At 65.2% G+C, this 16,431-nt stretch carries 13 protein-coding genes and 1 pseudogene; 3 read left to right on the forward strand and 11 right to left on the reverse strand.

Annotated features, from left to right (window positions below):
- Nucleotides 1-92, reverse strand: a pseudogene (locus BA190_RS36025) (short-chain dehydrogenase); the annotation flags it as partial.
- Nucleotides 93-214: 122 nt separating this feature from the next.
- On the opposite strand from BA190_RS36025, the gene BA190_RS19425 reads away from it, so the two are divergent.
- Complete coding sequence (locus BA190_RS19425) at nucleotides 215-1,120, forward strand: LysR family transcriptional regulator (RefSeq protein WP_068291011.1); 906 nt, start codon at nucleotides 215-217, stop codon at nucleotides 1,118-1,120.
- A gap of 133 nt (nucleotides 1,121-1,253) precedes the next feature.
- Here the strand turns inward: BA190_RS19425 and ccmB are convergent, their stop codons facing one another.
- From ccmB to BA190_RS19440, 3 genes are all read right to left on the reverse strand, one after another.
- The gene (gene ccmB / locus BA190_RS19430; RefSeq protein WP_068291249.1) at nucleotides 1,254-1,922 is read right to left on the reverse strand and encodes a heme exporter protein CcmB; all 669 of its coding nucleotides are present in this window, start codon (nucleotides 1,920-1,922) and stop codon (nucleotides 1,254-1,256) included.
- A 97-nt stretch (nucleotides 1,923-2,019) separates the two neighbouring features.
- On the reverse strand, nucleotides 2,020-2,622 hold the full coding sequence (ccmA, locus tag BA190_RS19435) for a heme ABC exporter ATP-binding protein CcmA (protein WP_068291252.1): 603 nt from the start codon (nucleotides 2,620-2,622) through the stop codon (nucleotides 2,020-2,022).
- A 14-nt stretch (nucleotides 2,623-2,636) separates the two neighbouring features.
- Nucleotides 2,637-3,635 (reverse strand): SIS domain-containing protein, encoded by a 999-nt coding sequence (locus BA190_RS19440; RefSeq protein WP_068291013.1) that lies wholly within the window; start codon nucleotides 3,633-3,635, stop codon nucleotides 2,637-2,639.
- A 79-nt stretch (nucleotides 3,636-3,714) separates the two neighbouring features.
- Here BA190_RS19440 and BA190_RS19445 point away from each other — a divergent pair, with 79 nt between their 5' ends.
- Nucleotides 3,715-4,950, forward strand: coding sequence for a lytic murein transglycosylase (locus BA190_RS19445; protein WP_082979876.1), 1,236 nt, complete (start codon nucleotides 3,715-3,717; stop codon nucleotides 4,948-4,950).
- A gap of 53 nt (nucleotides 4,951-5,003) precedes the next feature.
- Nucleotides 5,004-6,146 carry an SGNH family hydrolase gene (locus tag BA190_RS19450; protein WP_082979877.1) on the forward strand — a complete coding sequence of 381 codons (1,143 nt, stop codon included), beginning with the start codon at nucleotides 5,004-5,006 and terminating at the stop codon, nucleotides 6,144-6,146.
- A gap of 16 nt (nucleotides 6,147-6,162) precedes the next feature.
- Here BA190_RS19450 and BA190_RS19455 read toward each other — a convergent pair whose 3' ends face one another.
- The 7 genes from BA190_RS19455 to BA190_RS19485 all read right to left on the reverse strand — a co-directional run bounded on the left by BA190_RS19455 (nucleotide 6,163) and on the right by BA190_RS19485 (nucleotide 16,428).
- Nucleotides 6,163-6,795, reverse strand: coding sequence for a LysE family translocator (locus tag BA190_RS19455; RefSeq protein ID WP_068291014.1), 633 nt, complete (start codon nucleotides 6,793-6,795; stop codon nucleotides 6,163-6,165).
- A gap of 149 nt (nucleotides 6,796-6,944) precedes the next feature.
- Complete coding sequence (locus BA190_RS19460) at nucleotides 6,945-8,369, reverse strand: glutamate synthase subunit beta (protein WP_068291016.1); 1,425 nt, start codon at nucleotides 8,367-8,369, stop codon at nucleotides 6,945-6,947.
- A 97-nt stretch (nucleotides 8,370-8,466) separates the two neighbouring features.
- Nucleotides 8,467-13,227 carry a glutamate synthase large subunit gene (gene gltB, locus BA190_RS19465; RefSeq protein WP_082979878.1) on the reverse strand — a complete coding sequence of 1,587 codons (4,761 nt, stop codon included), beginning with the start codon at nucleotides 13,225-13,227 and terminating at the stop codon, nucleotides 8,467-8,469.
- Nucleotides 13,228-13,705: 478 nt separating this feature from the next.
- The gene (locus BA190_RS19470; RefSeq protein ID WP_068291019.1) at nucleotides 13,706-14,092 is read right to left on the reverse strand and encodes a type II toxin-antitoxin system VapC family toxin; all 387 of its coding nucleotides are present in this window, start codon (nucleotides 14,090-14,092) and stop codon (nucleotides 13,706-13,708) included.
- Entirely contained in the window at nucleotides 14,089-14,337 is a 249-nt protein-coding gene (locus BA190_RS19475) for a type II toxin-antitoxin system VapB family antitoxin (protein ID WP_068291260.1), read from the reverse strand. The genes BA190_RS19470 and BA190_RS19475 overlap by 4 nt, the downstream gene beginning before the upstream one ends.
- A gap of 82 nt (nucleotides 14,338-14,419) precedes the next feature.
- Entirely contained in the window at nucleotides 14,420-15,421 is a 1,002-nt protein-coding gene (locus tag BA190_RS19480) for an ABC transporter permease (RefSeq protein WP_068291020.1), read from the reverse strand.
- Nucleotides 15,421-16,428, reverse strand: a complete 1,008-nt coding sequence (locus BA190_RS19485) for an ABC transporter permease (RefSeq protein ID WP_068291022.1) — start codon at nucleotides 16,426-16,428, stop codon at nucleotides 15,421-15,423. The genes BA190_RS19480 and BA190_RS19485 overlap by 1 nt, the downstream gene beginning before the upstream one ends.
- Nucleotides 16,429-16,431 lie beyond the last annotated feature (3 nt).

Genomic DNA, 16,431 nt, shown 5'->3' on the forward strand with positions numbered 1-16,431 from the left:
TGCGCCGCCAGGTCGCGAGCGAGCAACCCGCCCAGATTCTTGCCGCCGCCGGCAATCAGCGCCACTTTTCCCTTGATGCTGTGATCGGCCATGCTGGACCTCCTTTTCACGAGTGAAGCTTTGTTGGAGGTCAGCTTATCGTCTTGGATTTCGATATAAAGCTATCCATTTGAACATGACATGTTACAATCTAATACCAATCTGGTAGTAGGCCGTGGACCGCATCGATCTCTTCCGCATCTTCGTTCGCGTCGTCGACAGTTCGAGTTTCACGCGTGCCGCCAACACGCTGGGGCTGCCACGCCCCTCGGTCTCGGCCGCCATCAAGGATCTGGAGGCGCGCATGGGCGCGCGCCTGCTGCATCGAACCACCCGCAAGGTCTCCCCCACGCAGGACGGCCTCGCCCTCTATGAGCGCTGCCTGCGCCTTCTCAGCGATTTCGAGGAGACCGAAAGCCTGTTCCGGCAAGCCGCCACCGGCCCGGCAGGCCGCCTGCGTGTCGATCTGCCCGGTCGCATCGGCCGGCTGATCGTGGCGCCAGCCCTGGCCGAATTTCTCGACCTCTATCCCGAGATCGACGTCGACCTTGGCGTGACGGACCGCACCGTCGACCTGGTCGAAGACAGCCTCGACTGCGTGCTGCGCGTCGGCCCGCTCAGCGATTCGGGCCTGATCGCCCGTTCCATCGGTGAACTGGCCCTGATCAATGTGGCGAGCCCTGACTATCTCGAGCGCTACGGCGTGCCCCGCAGTCCCGACGATCTCGACGAACATCTGGCCGTGAACTACGCCTCCCCCAGCACGGGCCGGGTCGAGCCCTGGGAATGGGTAGGCCATGGCGGGATCCAGACGCGTTCGGTGCGCAGCCGTGTGGTCGTCAACGGCGCGGAGGCCTATATCGCTTGCTGCCTGGCTGGTTTCGGCCTGATCCAGATCCCGGCCTACGACGTCAAGAGTCACATGGCGGCCGGCGAACTCGTCGAGGTCATGCCGGACTATCGCGCCGCCTCCATGCCGATGACGCTGCTCTTCCCCCATCGTCGGCATTTCTCACGCCGGGTGCAGCTGTTCGCGGACTGGCTCGAGGCCCTGCTCAAGCGCGAGGTCCTGATACGGTAGACTTTGAATCGCGCATCCGTCATTGCGAGCGCCGCGAAGCAATCCAGAAATTCAAACGCCGCCTTCCAATGCCTGGATTGCTTCGCGGCGCTCGCAATGACGATCGAGACCACGCGAGGCAGAGAATCCGAGGCTATTCCAGCCCGAAGCGCAGGGCCCAAGCCGCCGCCACCGTGCCGAGCACGATGGAGAACAACGTCATGGCGCAGAGCAGCAGGAAGGGCGGCAGGAAGGGCATCGGGCCGGTGATCGCGGCGGTCGCGGCCGCCACCCCGAAGATCAGCACGGGAATGGTGAGCGGCAGGATCAGGATGGAGATCAGCATGCCGCCGCGCCGGAGCGCCACGGTCAGCGCCGCGCCGATGGCGCCGAGGAAGGTCAGGGCCGGCGTACCCGCCAGCAGGGTCAGCGTCACGGCTGCCAACCCCTTGCCGGGCAGGTTGACGAACAGGCCGAGCAGCGGCGTGGCGATCACCAAAGGCAGGCCGGTCGTCACCCAATGCGCCAGCGCCTTCACCGCCACCGCCAGTTCGAGAGGCGGGCCCCCGAGATGAATGAGGTCGAGCGAGCCGTCGTCGAGGTCGGCCTGGAACAGGCGGTCGAGGCCGAGCAGCGTCGCCAGCAGGGCGCCGAGCCAGAGCACGGCCGGGCCGATGCGGGTGAGCAGGTTGAGATCCGGGCCGACGCCGAAGGGAATGACCGTCACCACCGCCAGGAAGAAGATGACGCCGACGGGCGCCCCGCCGCCGGCCCTGACGGCTAGCCGCAGCTCGCGCATGAACAGGGCTGCGAGCGCACTCATCAGCATCGGACCTGATTTCGGAATCGAGTGCGATGCTTCAAGTTTCTGTTGTCGCATCGCTTCCTCCGAAAACCGGTGCCCACTTTTCGGAAGATGCTCATGCCGCACCGATTGTGAGGGTGAGGCTCGGCGCCAGTCCGAGGTCGCCATGGGTGGCGGCCAGGATCAGCCCGCCGCCGGCGAGATGCTCGCCCATCAGCTCGGCAAGACGAGCCTGGGTGGCGGTATCGAGCGCCGATGTCGGCTCGTCCAGGAGCCAGACCGGCCGCCGGGACACCAGCAGCCGGCACAGCGAGAGCCGGCGCTTCTGGCCGGCCGACAGATAGGCCGCCGGCAGGTCGATGAGATGCTCGATGGCGAAGAGATCGAGCGCATCCTCGATCGGCAGATAGGCATCGCCGTAATAGGCGCGCCAGAAGCCCAGATTCTCGCGCACGCTGAGCGAGGGTTTCAGGGCATCGGCATGGCCGCAATAATGCATGTGCTCGGCGGGCGTCTTCTCGGCATCGCCGCCGTCCAAGCGTATCGCCCCATCCCTGCGCGGCACCAGACCGGCGATCACCCTGAGCAGGCTGGATTTGCCGGCGCCGTTGCGGCCCGTCACGGCAACGAGGTCGCCGGCACCGGCGGAAAAGCCGACCCCTTCGAATACGAGCCGGCCCCCCCGCTCACAGGCGAGGTTTTCGATCGTCAGGCGCAGGGGCGGGGCATTGCTCACACGACGCCGATATTCAACAGGTCGAGCATATGGACCACCCCCACGGGCCGCCCACCTTCCACGGCGAACAGCACGGCGATGCGCCTGGTATCCATCACCTCCATGGCTTCGCTGACCAGGGCGTCAGGGCGGATGACCTTGGGCGTACGCGTCATGATGTCATCGACCCGCCGCGTCATCAGATCATCGCTCATGTGGCGCCTCAGATCGCCATCGGTGGCGATGCCGACCAGCATGCCCGACGCGTCGAGGACGCCGACGCTGCCGACCCCCTTCTTCGACATCACCAGGATGGCTTGCGACATCAGCGTGCCCTCGGTGACCAGCGGCACCGCATCGCCGGTACGCATGACGTCGCGCACGAATTTCAGCGAGGCGCCGAGCTTGCCGCCGGGATGGAAGACACGGAAATCGGCGGCGGTGAAACCGCGCGACTCCAGCATGGCCATGGCCAGGGCATCGCCGAGCGCCAGGATCATCAGGGAGGAGGTTGTCGGCGCCTGGCCGTTCGGGCAGGCTTCTCTGGCCTGGGGCAGGACCAAGGGCAGGTCCGCCGCCTTGGCCAGGGTGGAGCTCGCCACCGAGGTCACCGCCACCAGCGGCACGTTGAACCGGGTGGCGTAGTCGATGATGTCGCCGAGTTCGCGCGTCTCGCCCGACCAGGACAGGGCGATGACGGCGTCATCGGCGGTGATCATACCGAGATCGCCATGGCTGGCCTCGCTCGGATGCACGAAGAAGGCCGGTGTACCGGTCGAGGCGAAGGTCGCCGCGATCTTCTTGCCGATATGCCCCGATTTGCCCATGCCGGTGACGATGACGCGGCCCTTGAGGCCGGAAAAGCGCTCGATGCAGGCGCTGAACACGGGGCCGAGATCGCCTTCGATCGCCTCTGCCAGCGCCTCGAGGCCGGCCCTTTCGGTCGCGATGGTGCGCAGGGCCGATTGCTGCGCCGCCTTCAGCGTGCGATCACTTTGGCCATCACCTTGTTTCAAACCTGCCTCGTCACGATTTGTTTCGCGGCGGTGTTTATCACAGAATCGGTAAAGAGAATCAGGATTCGGGAACGCGCCCATGTCATGCACGCCTTCTAACACCATCGCGCGCACGATGCGGCTCGGATCCATACAGGGGCTCGCGATCCTCGGCCTGATGGTCCTCGGCCTGACCTCGCCTGCCCGCGCCGACAGCTATCTGAACTTCGTCACTGCGCTATGGCCGCGGGCCGAGAAGGCGGGCATTTCCCGCGAGACCTTCGATGCCGCCTTTGCCGGGCTCGGCGTCGATCCCAAGGTCGTCTCGCTCGCGGGCACCCAACCCGAATTCAACCAGACCATCCGCGCCTATGTCGAGACCCGCCTGAGCGCGGACCGCATCGCCCAGGGCAAGGCGATGGCGCAGCGCTGGAAATCCTGGCTCGACAAGGCCGAGGAGCGCTATGGCGTCGACCGCTATGTCATCCTCGCCATCTGGTCACTGGAGAGCAATTACGGCGCCTCGCCGGGCAATTCCGACATCGTCCGTTCGCTCACCACCTTGGCCTGCTGCACGACCAAGCGCCCCGAGCTCTTCCGCGACGAACTGATCGATGCCCTCAAGATCCTGCAGGAGCACGACATCACGCCGCGCGGCATGACCGGCTCTTGGGCCGGCGCGCTGGGCCAGGTGCAGTTCATGCCCTCCAGCTTCCTGAAATATGCCGTCGACATGGATGGCGACGGCAAGCGCGACATCTGGAACGAGGAGCCCGACGTGATCGGCTCGATCGCCAACTACCTCAAGCTGCACGACTGGGATGGCGGCAAGCGCTGGGGCTATGAGGTCAAGCTGCCGGCGAAATTCGATTTCACCGCCATCAATGCCCGTGACGGTGGCCCCTCCGGCGCCTGGGCCAAGCTCGGCGTCGCCAGGGTAGACGGCAAGCCACTGCCGGACGGCGACAAGGCCTGGCTGTTCCTGCCGGCGGGCGCCAAGGGGCCGGCCTTCCTGACCTTCCAGAACTACTGGGCGATCAAGACCTACAATATCTCCGATTCCTACACGCTGTCGGTCGGCCTGCTTGCCGACCGCATCCGCGGCATTGCCTCGCTGAAGGGGCGCTGGCCGGCGCAGGAGACCACGCTCAACCGTGCCCAGATCACGGCGATGCAGAAGAAGCTGAAAGCGCTCGGCTATCCGATCGAGACGATCGACGGCAAGATCGGCCCGGCGGCCCGGGCGGCCCTGCGCACCTGGCAGGCCAAGGCGGGACTGGTGGCGGACGGCTATCCCACCCCGGCCGTGTTGCAGAAATTGAGCGCCACGCCCTGAGGCGTGCTAGTCTGATCGAGAGCGCTTCATCCCCGCGAAAACGGAGACCGGCCTTGAAGCAGCGCCTCCTCCTGATCGTCCTGTTCGTGCTGGCGGCTGTCGTGCTGTCGCAACGACCTATCATGGCGCGTGACAGCGGGGGCGACACGCCGGGCGAGGCCCTGCGCCAATATCGGGAGATGCAGAACAAGGTGCGCCAGCAGAACGCCCGGCCGGCACCGGTCCGGCGCACCAAGGTCCGTGCCTCTCCCTTCGCCATGCCCAAGCCGGCGAAGGTCGCGCCGGCACCGGCCGTGCCGCCCTCCTCCTTCGTGCATGTCATCGGCGATTCCATGGCGGACCAGCTCGCAGCCGGGCTGACCGACGTCCTGGACGATCGGCCGGATATCGCCATCATCCGCAATACCAAGGCCGATAGCGGCCTGGTGCGCAACGATTTCTACGACTGGAACAAGGGCGTCGCCGATCTCCTCGCCGCCAACGCCCAGATCGATGCCGTGGTAATCCTGATCGGCTCCAACGACCGCCAGACCATCCGGGAGAACGGCACCCGCCTCGAACCGCAATCGGACGAGTGGGAGGCGGCCTATCGCAAGCGCATCGACGCGTTGATCGCGCCCCTGAAAGCCCGCGGCGTCAAGATCTTCTGGGTTGGCCTGCCGCCGATGCGCAGCGACGCCCTCAGCGCCGCCATGGTGCGTTTCAACAGCCTCTATCGCAGCCAGGTTACCGTGGCGGGCGGCATCTATGTCGACATCTGGGACGGCTTCGTCAATTCGGACGGTTCCTATGCCGCCAGCGGCACCGGGCTCGACGGTCAGCCAGCGCGCCTGCGCAAGGCCGATGGCGTACATTTCTCCGATGAAGGCGCCAAGCTGGCGGCGCATTTCCTCGAGAGCGATCTGAGGCGCCTGCTCGGCGAAGCACCGCCGGCGCCGATGGTTGCGACGGCCCCGGTCGCCGAGCCGACCTCCGAGACTCCAGGCGATTCACCGGCTGAAAAGCCCGAATATGGACCGGTCCTGCCACTCGATGCCTATGAGACCGCGCCCGGCGGCCAGCTGCTCGGCGGCGGCACCCCCAGACCGGGCAGCGCCGACCCCAGCGTCGCCAAGGTGCTTGGGCAGGGCGAAAGCCTGCCGCCACGCGAAGGCCGCGCCGACGATTTTCGCTGGCCGGCGCAGGCCATGCCCTGAAGGAAGCGCTTTGTTTTCACCGCCGTGCGGTGTCGAGCGCCATGCGGGCCGCGAGGCCCATCAGCACCGTACCCATCAGCCAGCGCTGCACCGTCGTCCACAGCGGGCGGCCGGCGAGAAACGCCGAAATCGTGCCCGCCATCACGACGAAGCAGGCATTGAAGAAGGCGCTGACCAGGATCTGGATGAGGCCGAGTTGCAGGGTCTGCGCGAGCACCGTGCCGGAATGGTCGACGAATTGCGGCAACAGCGAGAGATAGAGCGCCGCGATCTTGGGATTGAGCAGGCTGGTGAACAGGCCCATTCCATAGAGACGCCGCACCGAATCGGGCTTGAGCGCACGCACTTCGAAGGGTGAGCGGCCGCCGGGCTTCAGGGCCTGCCAGGCCATCCAGGCGAGATAGGCCGCGCCGGCAATGCGCAGAGCGTCATAGGCATAGGGCACCGCGAACAGCAGGGCGGTGATGCCGAAGGCCGCCAACAGCATGTAGATCACGAAGCCGGTGACGACGCCGATCAGCGAGATCAGCCCGGCGAGGCGCCCCTGGCAGATCGAGCGCGAAACCAGATAGGCCATGTTGGGGCCGGGCGTCAGCACCATGCCGACGGCGATAGCGGTGAAGGCGAGAACAGTGGTGAGGGAGAGCATGGCGGAAACCTCGGGTTTTGCCTTGCTACGCCCGCTCCTCCCATCCAGGCAAGCACCGACCCGCATCCATCATCACTTTGAATGCTGGCGTCAAAATCGGTGATGGAAAGGTGTGCCGGTCTGAAGACCGGCACACCGAAAACCGCCGCTCAGCGCGGCAGCGTCGTCGCACCCATCAGCGCCTCGTCGATGGCGCGGGCGGCCTGGCGACCCTCGCGGATGGCCCAGACCACCAGCGACTGGCCGCGGCGCATGTCGCCGGCGGCGTAGACCTTGTCCATCGAGGTGCGATAGTCCCGGTCGGTGGCCGACACATTGCCACGCTTGTCGAGCTCGACGCCCGACTGGTCGATCATGCCCACCTTGACGGGGCCGGTGAAGCCGAGGGCGATGAAGACCATGTCGGCCCTGAGCACGGTCTCGGTGCCCTCGATCGGCCGGCGCTTCTCGTCGGCACGGGCGATCTTGACGCCGGTGACGCGACCGTTCTTGCCGACGATGCCGAGCGTCACCGCCTGGAATTCACGCTCGGCGCCTTCGGCCTGCGAGGAAGAAGTCCGCATCTTGGTCGGCCAATAGGGCCAGATCGCCAGCTTGTCTTCCTTCTCCGGCGGACGCGGCCGGATGTCGAGCTGCGTCACCGAGATTGCCCCCTGGCGGAAGGAGGTGCCGACGCAGTCCGAGGCCGTGTCGCCGCCGCCGATCACCACGACATGCTTGCCGGTGGTCAGGAGGGGTTCTTCCTTGGAAATGTCCTCGCCGCCGACGCGACGGTTGCTCTGCACCAGATAGGGCATGGCGAAATGCACGCCTTCGAGCTCGGCGCCCGGCAAGGTCGGGTCACGCGGGGTCTCGGCGCCCCCTGCCAGCAGCACGGCGTCATGGCCGGATTTGAGATCGGCGAAACTCATTGATACGCCGATATTGACGCCATAGTGGAAGGCGACGCCCTCGGCCTCCATCTGGCGCACGCGGCGCTCGATGTGGTGCTTCTCCATCTTGAAGTCGGGGATGCCATAGCGCAGCAGGCCGCCGGCGGCGGGTTCGCGCTCATAGACATGCACGTCATGGCCGGCACGGGCGAGCTGCTGGGCGGCAGCCAGGCCGGCAGGGCCCGAGCCGACAACAGCGACCTTCTTGCCGGTCTTAACCTTGGCGATCTCGGGCTGGATCCAGCCCATGGCCCACGCCTTGTCGGCGATCGACTGCTCGATGGTCTTGATGGTGACAGGCACGTCCTCGAGGTTGAGCGTGCAGGCTTCCTCGCAGGGGGCCGGGCAGATGCGGCCGGTGAATTCCGGGAAGTTGTTGGTGGTGTGCAGGTTGCGCGCCGCCTCCTCCCAGTCGTCGTGATAGACGAGATCGTTCCAGTCCGGGATCTGGTTGTTCACCGGGCAGCCCGTCGGGCCATGGCAGTAAGGCACGCCGCAATCCATGCAGCGCGCCGCCTGCTTGCCGACATCCTTGTCGTCGAGCGGAAGGGTGAATTCGCGGTAGTGACGGATGCGGTCGGCGGCCGGAAGATACTTCTGGTCCTGCCGATCGATCTCGAGAAATCCTGTTGCCTTGCCCATGTTGAGTCCTCCGGTCGAACCGGACGCGCGCCGCGCCATCCGGGGCCGTGTCAAAAGATTCATGCCGCGGATCCCAGCATCCGCGACGATGCTGAAATCACTCCGCCGCCATCATGGTGCGGGCTTTTTCCATCTCGCGCAGGGCGCGGCGATATTCGACCGGCATCACCTTGACGAAGCGGGTGCGATAGGTGGCCCAATCGTCCAGCATGGTCTTGGCAAGCGTCGAGCCCGTGTAATGCAGGTGGTTCTCGATCATCTTGCGCAGGCGCTCCTCGTCATAGCGGCCCATGTCGCCGGAGACGTCGATGCGGCCCTTGAACTCGAGGTCGCCACCATGATGGTGCAGGCGCTCCATCAGATCCTCTTCCTCTTCCACCGGTTCGAGGTCGACCATGGAGAGGTTGCAGCGTTTGGCGAAGCTCTGGTCCTCGTCATAGACATAGGCGACGCCGCCGGACATGCCGGCCGCGAAGTTGCGGCCCGTCTGGCCGAGCACCACCACCACGCCGCCGGTCATATATTCGCAGCCATGGTCGCCGGTGCCCTCGACCACCGCCGCGGCGCCCGAATTGCGCACCGCGAAGCGCTCGCCCGCCACGCCGCGGAAATAGCACTCGCCCGCGATGGCGCCGTAGAGCACGGTGTTGCCGACGATGATCGACTTCTCCGGCACGGCCTGCGTTTCTTCGCTCGGCTTGATGATGATGCGCCCGCCCGACAGGCCCTTGCCGACATAGTCGTTGGCCTGGCCCACCAGCGTGAGGTCGATGCCTGCCGCCAGGAAGGAGCCGAAGCTCTGGCCGGCGGTGCCCGTCAGGTTCACCTTGATGGTGCCGTCGGGCAGGCCCTCATAGCCGTAGCGCATGGCGACCTCGCCCGAGAGCATGGCGCCCGCCGTACGGTCGACATTGGAGATCCTGCCCTCGATGGTGACCTCGCGGCCATAGTCGAGCGCCGGCGCTGCCTCGGCGATGAAGCCGCGGTCGAGCACGCTGTCGATCGGATGCTTCTGCTTCTCCTCGTGGCGGATGCCGACATTGGCCGGCATGTCCACCTTGTGGAAGAGCTTGGTGAAGTCGAGTCCCTTGGCCTTCCAGTGGTCGATCGCGTCCTGCTTGTCGAGCAGGTCGGAGCGGCCGATCAGCTCGTCGAGCTTGCGGAAGCCGAGCTCGGCCATCAATTCGCGCACTTCCTCGGCGACGAAGAAGAAGTAGTTGATGATGTGCTCGGGCGTGCCCTTGAAGCGCTTGCGCAGCACGGGGTCCTGCGTCGCCACGCCCACCGGACAGGTGTTGAGGTGGCATTTGCGCATCATGATGCAGCCGGCCGCAATCAGCGGCGCAGTGGAGAAGCCGAACTCGTCGGCGCCGAGCAGCGCGCCGATGACGACGTCGCGGCCGGTCTTGAGCCCGCCATCGACCTGCAGCCGCACACGCGAGCGCAGCCGGTTGAGCACCAGCGTCTGCTGGGTCTCGGCGAGGCCCGTTTCCCACGGGCTGCCGGCATGCTTGATCGAGGTCAGCGGCGAAGCGCCCGTGCCCCCTTCGAAGCCGGAGATGGTGATGTGGTCGGCACGCGCCTTGGCGACGCCGGCGGCAACGGTGCCGACGCCGACTTCCGAGACCAGCTTGACCGAAACATCCGCCGCCGGGTTGACGTTCTTCAGATCGAAGATCAGCTGCGCCAGGTCCTCGATCGAATAGATGTCGTGATGCGGCGGCGGCGAGATCAGGCCGACGCCGGGGGTCGAATGGCGCACCTTGGCGATGACGGCATCGACCTTGTGGCCCGGCAGCTGGCCGCCCTCGCCGGGCTTGGCGCCCTGCGCGACCTTGATCTGCATCATGTCGGCATTGACGAGATATTCGGCGGTGACGCCGAAGCGGCCGGAGGCAACCTGCTTGATGGCCGAACGCTTGGAGCGTCCGTCCGGCAGGATCTTGAAGCGCTCGGCTTCCTCGCCGCCCTCGCCGGTGTTGGACTTGCCGCCGATGGCGTTCATGGCGATGGCCAGCGATTCATGAGCTTCGCGCGAGATCGAGCCGAAGGACATCGCGCCGGTGGCGAAACGCTTCACCAGTTCGCTAGCGGGCTCGACCTCGGCCAGGGGCACCGGCGCCATGCCGCGCTCGCTAGCCGCCTTGATGCGGAACAGGCCGCGGATGGTCTGGAGCTGGCCGTTCTGCAGGTTCACCGCATTGGCGAAGTCGCGATAGCGGTCCTGCGCATTGGCACGCACGGCATGTTGCAGCGTCGCAACGCTGTCCGGCGTCCAGACATGGTCCTCGCCGCGGATGCGGTAGGCATATTCGCCGCCGACATCGAGGGCGCTGCGATAGATCGGCGCATCCGAGAAGGCGTCCTTGTGACGTGACACGGCCTCGGCCGCGACCTCATCGAGGCCGACGCCCTCGATCATGGTGGCGGTGCCGAAGAAGAACTCGTTGACGAAGCCCGAGGAGAGGCCGATGGCGTCGAAGATCTGCGCGCCGCAGTAGGACTGGTAGGTCGAGATGCCCATCTTGGACATCACCTTCAGCACGCCCTTGCCGATCGACTTGATGTAGCGCTTGACCACCTCGTATTCGTCGACTTCCTCGGGGAATTCGAGCTGGGCATGCAACGTGGCCAGCGTCTCGAAGGCGAGATAGGGGTTGATCGCCTCGGCGCCATAGCCGGCGAGGCAGCAGAAATGATGGATCTCGCGCGCTTCGCCGGTCTCCACCACCAGGCCCGCCGCGGTGCGCAGTCCCTTGCGGATGAGGTGATGGTGCACGGCCGCCGTCGCCAGCAGAGCCGGGATCGGGATGCGGTCCGGGCCGGTCTGGCGGTCGGAGAGGATGATGATGTTGTAGCCACCATGCACCGCCGCCTCGGCGCGCTCGCACAACCGCTCGAGCGAACCGCGCATGCCTTCGGCGCCCTGGATGGCCGGATAGGTCATGTCGAGCGTCTTGGTGTCGAAGCGCTCCTCGACATGGCCAATGCAGCGGATCTTCTCCAGATCCTCATTGGTGAGGATGGGCTGGCGCACTTCCAGGCGCTTCTTGCGCGAGGTGCCTTCGAGGTCGAGGATGTTCGGGCGCGGGCCGATGAAGGACACCAGGCTCATCACCAGCTCCTCGCGGATCGGGTCGATCGGCGGGTTGGTGACCTGGGCGAAGTTCTGCTTGAAATAGGTGTAGAGCAGCTTCGACTTGTCGGAGAGCGCCGAGATCGGCGTATCCGTGCCCATCGAGCCCACGGCCTCCTGGCCGGTGGTCGCCATCGGCGGCAGCAGCAGCTTGATGTCTTCCTGGGTGTAGCCGAAGACCTGCTGGCGATCGAGCAGCGACACGTCGGTGCGCGAGGCGCGCGCCTCCACCGGGCGCAGATCCTCCAGCACGATCTGGGTGCGCTTGAGCCAGTCGCGATAGGGGTTGGCCGTGGCGAGCGAGGCCTTCATCTCGTCGTCGGAGACGATGCGGCCTTCCTCCAGGTCGATCAGCAGCATCTTGCCGGGCTGCAGGCGCCATTTTTCGACGATGTCGGCCTCAGGAATCGGCAGCACGCCGAATTCGGAAGCGAGCACCACCAGCCCGTCCTTGGTGACGAGATAGCGGGCAGGCCTGAGGCCGTTGCGGTCGAGCGTAGCGCCGATCTGGCGGCCATCGGTGAAGACCACGGCGGCCGGCCCGTCCCAGGGCTCCATCAGCGCGGCGTGATATTCGTAGAAGGCACGCCGGTCCTCGGACATCAGCGGATTGCCCGCCCAGGCCTCGGGGATCAGCATCATCATGGCGTGGGCGAGCGAATAGCCGCCCTGCACCAGGAATTCGAGCGCGTTGTCGAAGCAGGCGGTGTCGGACTGGCCCTCATAGGAGATCGGCCAGAGCTTGGAGATGTCGTTACCGAACAGCTCGGAGTCGACCGAGGCCTGGCGCGCCGCCATCCAATTGACGTTACCGCGCAGCGTGTTGATTTCGCCGTTATGCGCGACCATCCGGTAGGGATGGGCCAGCGTCCAGCTCGGGAAGGTGTTGGTCGAGAATCGCTGATGCACCAAGGCAATGGCGCTCTGGAAGCGCTCGTCGGTGAGGTCCTTGAAATAGTCGCCGAGCTGGGTGGCGAGCAGCATGCCCTTATAGGTGATGGTGCGGCTCGACACCGAGACGGGATAGAAGCCCGCCGTCACCGGCCGACGCTCCACATCATTGTAGATGACGTTGGAGATCACCTTGCGGATGATGAAGAGACGGCGCTCGAATTCGTCCTGGTCGGGCGTGGCCGGCGAGCGGCCGATGAAGGCCTGCATGTGGATCGGCTCGGTCGGCAGCACGCTCTCGCCCAGGCCCGAATTGTCCACGGGCACGGCACGCCAGCCCAGGAACACCTCGCCTTCCTCGGCCACGACCTTCTCGACCACGCGCATGGCATGCACGCGGCCTTCCTCGTTGCGCGGCAGGAAGAAGAAGCCGACGGCGTAATCGCCGGGCGCCGGCAGCTCGAAGCCGAGATTGGCACATTCGGCGGCGAAGAAGTCGTGCGGGATCTGCACCAGCATGCCGCAGCCGTCACCCGCCTTCGGATCGGCGCCGACGGCGCCGCGATGGTCGAGATTGTGCAGGATCTGCAGCGCCTGGCTGATGATCTTGTGGCTCTTGCGGTTCTTCATGTCGGCGATGAAACCGACGCCGCAGGCATCCTTCTCATTGGCCGGATCATAGAGGCCTTGGGCTTGGGGCAGGCCGGGATCGCGCAGGACGGGCACGCGCGTCGCTTTGGGATCTTTCGTCACGGTGGCAATCGTTTTCGTCGCAGCGTCGATCGCCGCTGCCGAAACCGTCTGCTGTCCGTGTTGGAAGATCGCGCTCATCGCCTGTTTCCTCTTCGCCTCAATCACCTGTTGCCGCCAGCCCGCACACTCGCCCGCTCATCGCCTGCCCATGCAAGGGTCGGGCCGCGACTATGCCGCCGGATTGTGAAAGCTGTCACTCAATTGTCCACCACTTCGCGCTGAAACGCGAGAGCGGCGTTCTTGTCCTACGGCCAAGCCGGGCCTGTGGGCCATCTTCGGTTGGTCCGCGGGCTGCCGCAGAAAGCGGCAGCATCCATAATGGGACAGCATAGCTGTCCTAATATGGATGGCTGACATGGCATGATTCCAAGCTGGGGACAAGCATATAAAAGCGGCAGCGCGACTTTTTCTTGCGCGCAACCCCAGCGCGACAGCAAGAAAAGAAATGTGATCACATCAAAGCGAGACAGAGAGTTCTGAAAAATCGCCATTGTGGCGAGATCTTGTCAAGCGATGCGAAATTGTTTCGTGCGGGGCAGGACATCAAACCGCCCTATCAGGCGACGCCGATATCCGTCTGGCTGAAATCATTGCCCTTGAACAGGAGAGGCTCGCCCATCGCCTTGGCCAGGGCGTAAGAGAAGCAGTCCCCGAAATTCAGCCCAGCCTTATGGCGCCCCTTGCCGAAATCGAGAAAGGCCTGGCGAGCCAGTTCGCCCTGGTCGAGCGTCACCGGTTCGACGACGATGCCGGCTCGGCGAAAGAAAGCCTCCGCCTGCCGCATCCCCTCGGAACCGAGCTGGTTTTCGATCACCATCGACAATTCAACGTAATTTGCCACGCTGATGCGGCAGATGTCCGCATCGTGAATGCGCTGGGCATAGGCCGCCGCTTCCGGCTCCCTATAGAGAATGGCGACGACGGCCGAAGTGTCGAGGATCATTTCGGCAAGCCTTTTTCATCGTAGAGCAGGTCGGCGTGATCGGCATAAGGTTGCCGCACATGCGTGGCGGCCCGATCGGCGATGGCCAGCAACTCGGCGACGCTTGCTTTGGCCTTGCGCTGTTCGATCTTGGCAAGGCTGTCGCGCAGGGCCTCGATGACCACGCGCGTCATGTTCTCGCCCGTGGCACGGGAAATGGCCTGCGCCAGCTGATAGGCCTCGGGATCCTTGATATTGAGGCTCATCACAACCTCCATTCTAGAAAGATTCCTAAATTTCCACCTTTCTACCTCACCTGTCAACCGACACTGCTTCGGAAGCCCGGCGCTAGACCCGCAGCCCGAGAATCCGCCGCACGATGATCGGCAAGGCAATCGCGGCCACCAGCAGGACGCCGAGAATGACGGCGATGACGATGCCGGGAACGTTGATCAGCGTGAGGCCGAAAGTGGTGAGGCCGAGCACGAAGACGGCGATCACCACGCCCGGCATGGTGCCGGAGCCTCCGGCGATCGAGATGCCGCCAAGCACCACCATGGTCACCACTTCGAGCTCCCAGCCCAGCGCGATATTAGGCCGGGTCGAGCCGATGCGGGCGGTGAGCAGGGCCGAGGCAAGTCCGGCCAGGAGGCCCGTCAGCACGAAGAGCAGGAAGCGGATGCGATTGACCGGGATGCCCGAGAAGCGTGCCGCCACAGGATTGTTGCCGATGGCATAGAGCATGCGCCCCCACACGGTGTAATGCACCACGATAGTGAACAGCACGGCCAGGGCCAGGAACAGGATGAAGGCGAGATAAAGCGGCGGCTCCTGGATGATGTAGAGCTGGGCGAGGTTGGTGTATTCCTCCGGATAGGTGGTGATCGCCTGGTCCCCCAGCACGACCTGGGCGATGCCGCGATAGAGCGACATGGTGCCGATGGTGACCACGATCGAGGGCAGGCCGAAGCCGGTGACCAGCCAGCCGTTGAAGGCACCGCAGACGATGCCGACGCCAAGCCCGATGGCGATCAGCATGACAGGCCCATAGCCCGCCTGCGCGCCATAGCCGATGGCGAGCGAGGCCAGCGCCACGATGGCGGCGACGGACAGGTCGATCTCCCGGGTCAGGATCAGGAGCGCCATGCCGAGCGCGATGATCGCCTTCTCCGAGAAGTTCTGGGTCATGTCGGAGAGGTTGTAGAGATCGAGGAAATAGGGCGAACCCAGCGCGTTGACCACGATCACCGCCGCCAGCAGCAGACAGAGAATGGTCTCCCAGCGCAGCAGGCGGTCCGCCAGTGTGCGGGGCGCGCGGTCGAGCACCTGGTAGCGGGCGGTGTCCGTCATCAGCGGGCTCCCTCTCGGGCTGCGGCGCGGCGGCGCGCCTCGGGCAGGATCAGCTTGCCGCCCTTGCGCTCGGCGCGGGCATTGACCACCACCGCGGCCAGGATCACCGCGCCTGAGATCGCCATCTGCCAGAAGGGCGAGACATTGATCACCGGCAGGGCGTTGACCACCACGCCCAGGAACAGCGCGCCGAGCAAGGCGCCGCTGACCGAACCGATACCGCCGCCGATCGAGACACCGCCGATCACACAGGCCGCGATCACACTGAGCTCATAGCCGAGCGCGATCTCGGTATAGGCGATGCCGAAGCGAGCCACCCACAGATAGCCGCATAGGCCGGATACCGCGCCAGACAGGGTGAAGACCAGCAATTGCTGGCGGGCGAGATCGATGCCGCAATAGCGCGCCGCCAGGGGATTGCCGCCCACCGCATAGAGCCCGCGGCCGATGGTGGTGCGCCCGAGGAAGAGGGCCATGGCCAACGCTACCGCGATGGCGAACCAGACCAGGCTCGACAGGCCGAGAAATGTGGCATGCGGAAAGTTCAGGAAGGCCGGGGTCATCTTGTCGGAGCTGATCCACTTGCCGCCCGAGACGATGAAGACGAGGCCGCGATAGATGGCGAGCGTGCCCAGCGTCACCACGATGGAGGGAATGCCGACAAAGGCGATGAACACGCCGTTGATGAAACCGAAGAACGTGCCGACGGCGATGGCGACGAGGATGACCAGGCCTATCGGCAGATCGGGCGCCGCGATCGAAAAGAGCGCCGCGACCATGCCGCTGAGCGCGAGATTGGCCGCCACCGACAGGTCGATGCCGCGAATGAGGATCACAGTCATCTGGGCGAGCGCCAGCATGGCGAGGATGGCGGTATCCTTGAGCACGCCCATCAGGCTGTCGGCACTGAGGAAGACCGGCGCCCGCAGGCCGATGGCGAGCACCATGCCGGCCACGATGAGGGCGAGAATGATCTCGCGGCCGTAGCGGCGCCACAGGGTTTTCATGCC

The organism is Labrys sp. WJW, assembly GCF_001676615.1.
GTDB classification, from domain to species: domain Bacteria; phylum Pseudomonadota; class Alphaproteobacteria; order Rhizobiales; family Labraceae; genus Labrys; species Labrys sedimenti.

What these genes read in the sequence shown, in the direction of transcription:
- ccmB (WP_068291249.1), bottom strand. Translation starts at nt 1,922, where the DNA reads ATGAGTGCGCTCGCAGCCCTGTTCATGCGCGAGCTGCGGCTAGCCGTC.
- BA190_RS19445 (WP_082979876.1), top strand. Translation starts at nt 3,715, where the DNA reads ATGTCATGCACGCCTTCTAACACCATCGCGCGCACGATGCGGCTCGGA.
- BA190_RS19455 (WP_068291014.1), bottom strand. Translation starts at nt 6,795, where the DNA reads ATGCTCTCCCTCACCACTGTTCTCGCCTTCACCGCTATCGCCGTCGGC.
- BA190_RS19460 (WP_068291016.1), bottom strand. Translation starts at nt 8,369, where the DNA reads ATGGGCAAGGCAACAGGATTTCTCGAGATCGATCGGCAGGACCAGAAG.
- gltB (WP_082979878.1), bottom strand. Translation starts at nt 13,227, where the DNA reads ATGAGCGCGATCTTCCAACACGGACAGCAGACGGTTTCGGCAGCGGCG.
- BA190_RS19470 (WP_068291019.1), bottom strand. Translation starts at nt 14,092, where the DNA reads ATGATCCTCGACACTTCGGCCGTCGTCGCCATTCTCTATAGGGAGCCG.
- BA190_RS19475 (WP_068291260.1), bottom strand. Translation starts at nt 14,337, where the DNA reads ATGAGCCTCAATATCAAGGATCCCGAGGCCTATCAGCTGGCGCAGGCC.
- BA190_RS19480 (WP_068291020.1), bottom strand. Translation starts at nt 15,421, where the DNA reads ATGACGGACACCGCCCGCTACCAGGTGCTCGACCGCGCGCCCCGCACA.
- BA190_RS19485 (WP_068291022.1), bottom strand. Translation starts at nt 16,428, where the DNA reads ATGAAAACCCTGTGGCGCCGCTACGGCCGCGAGATCATTCTCGCCCTC.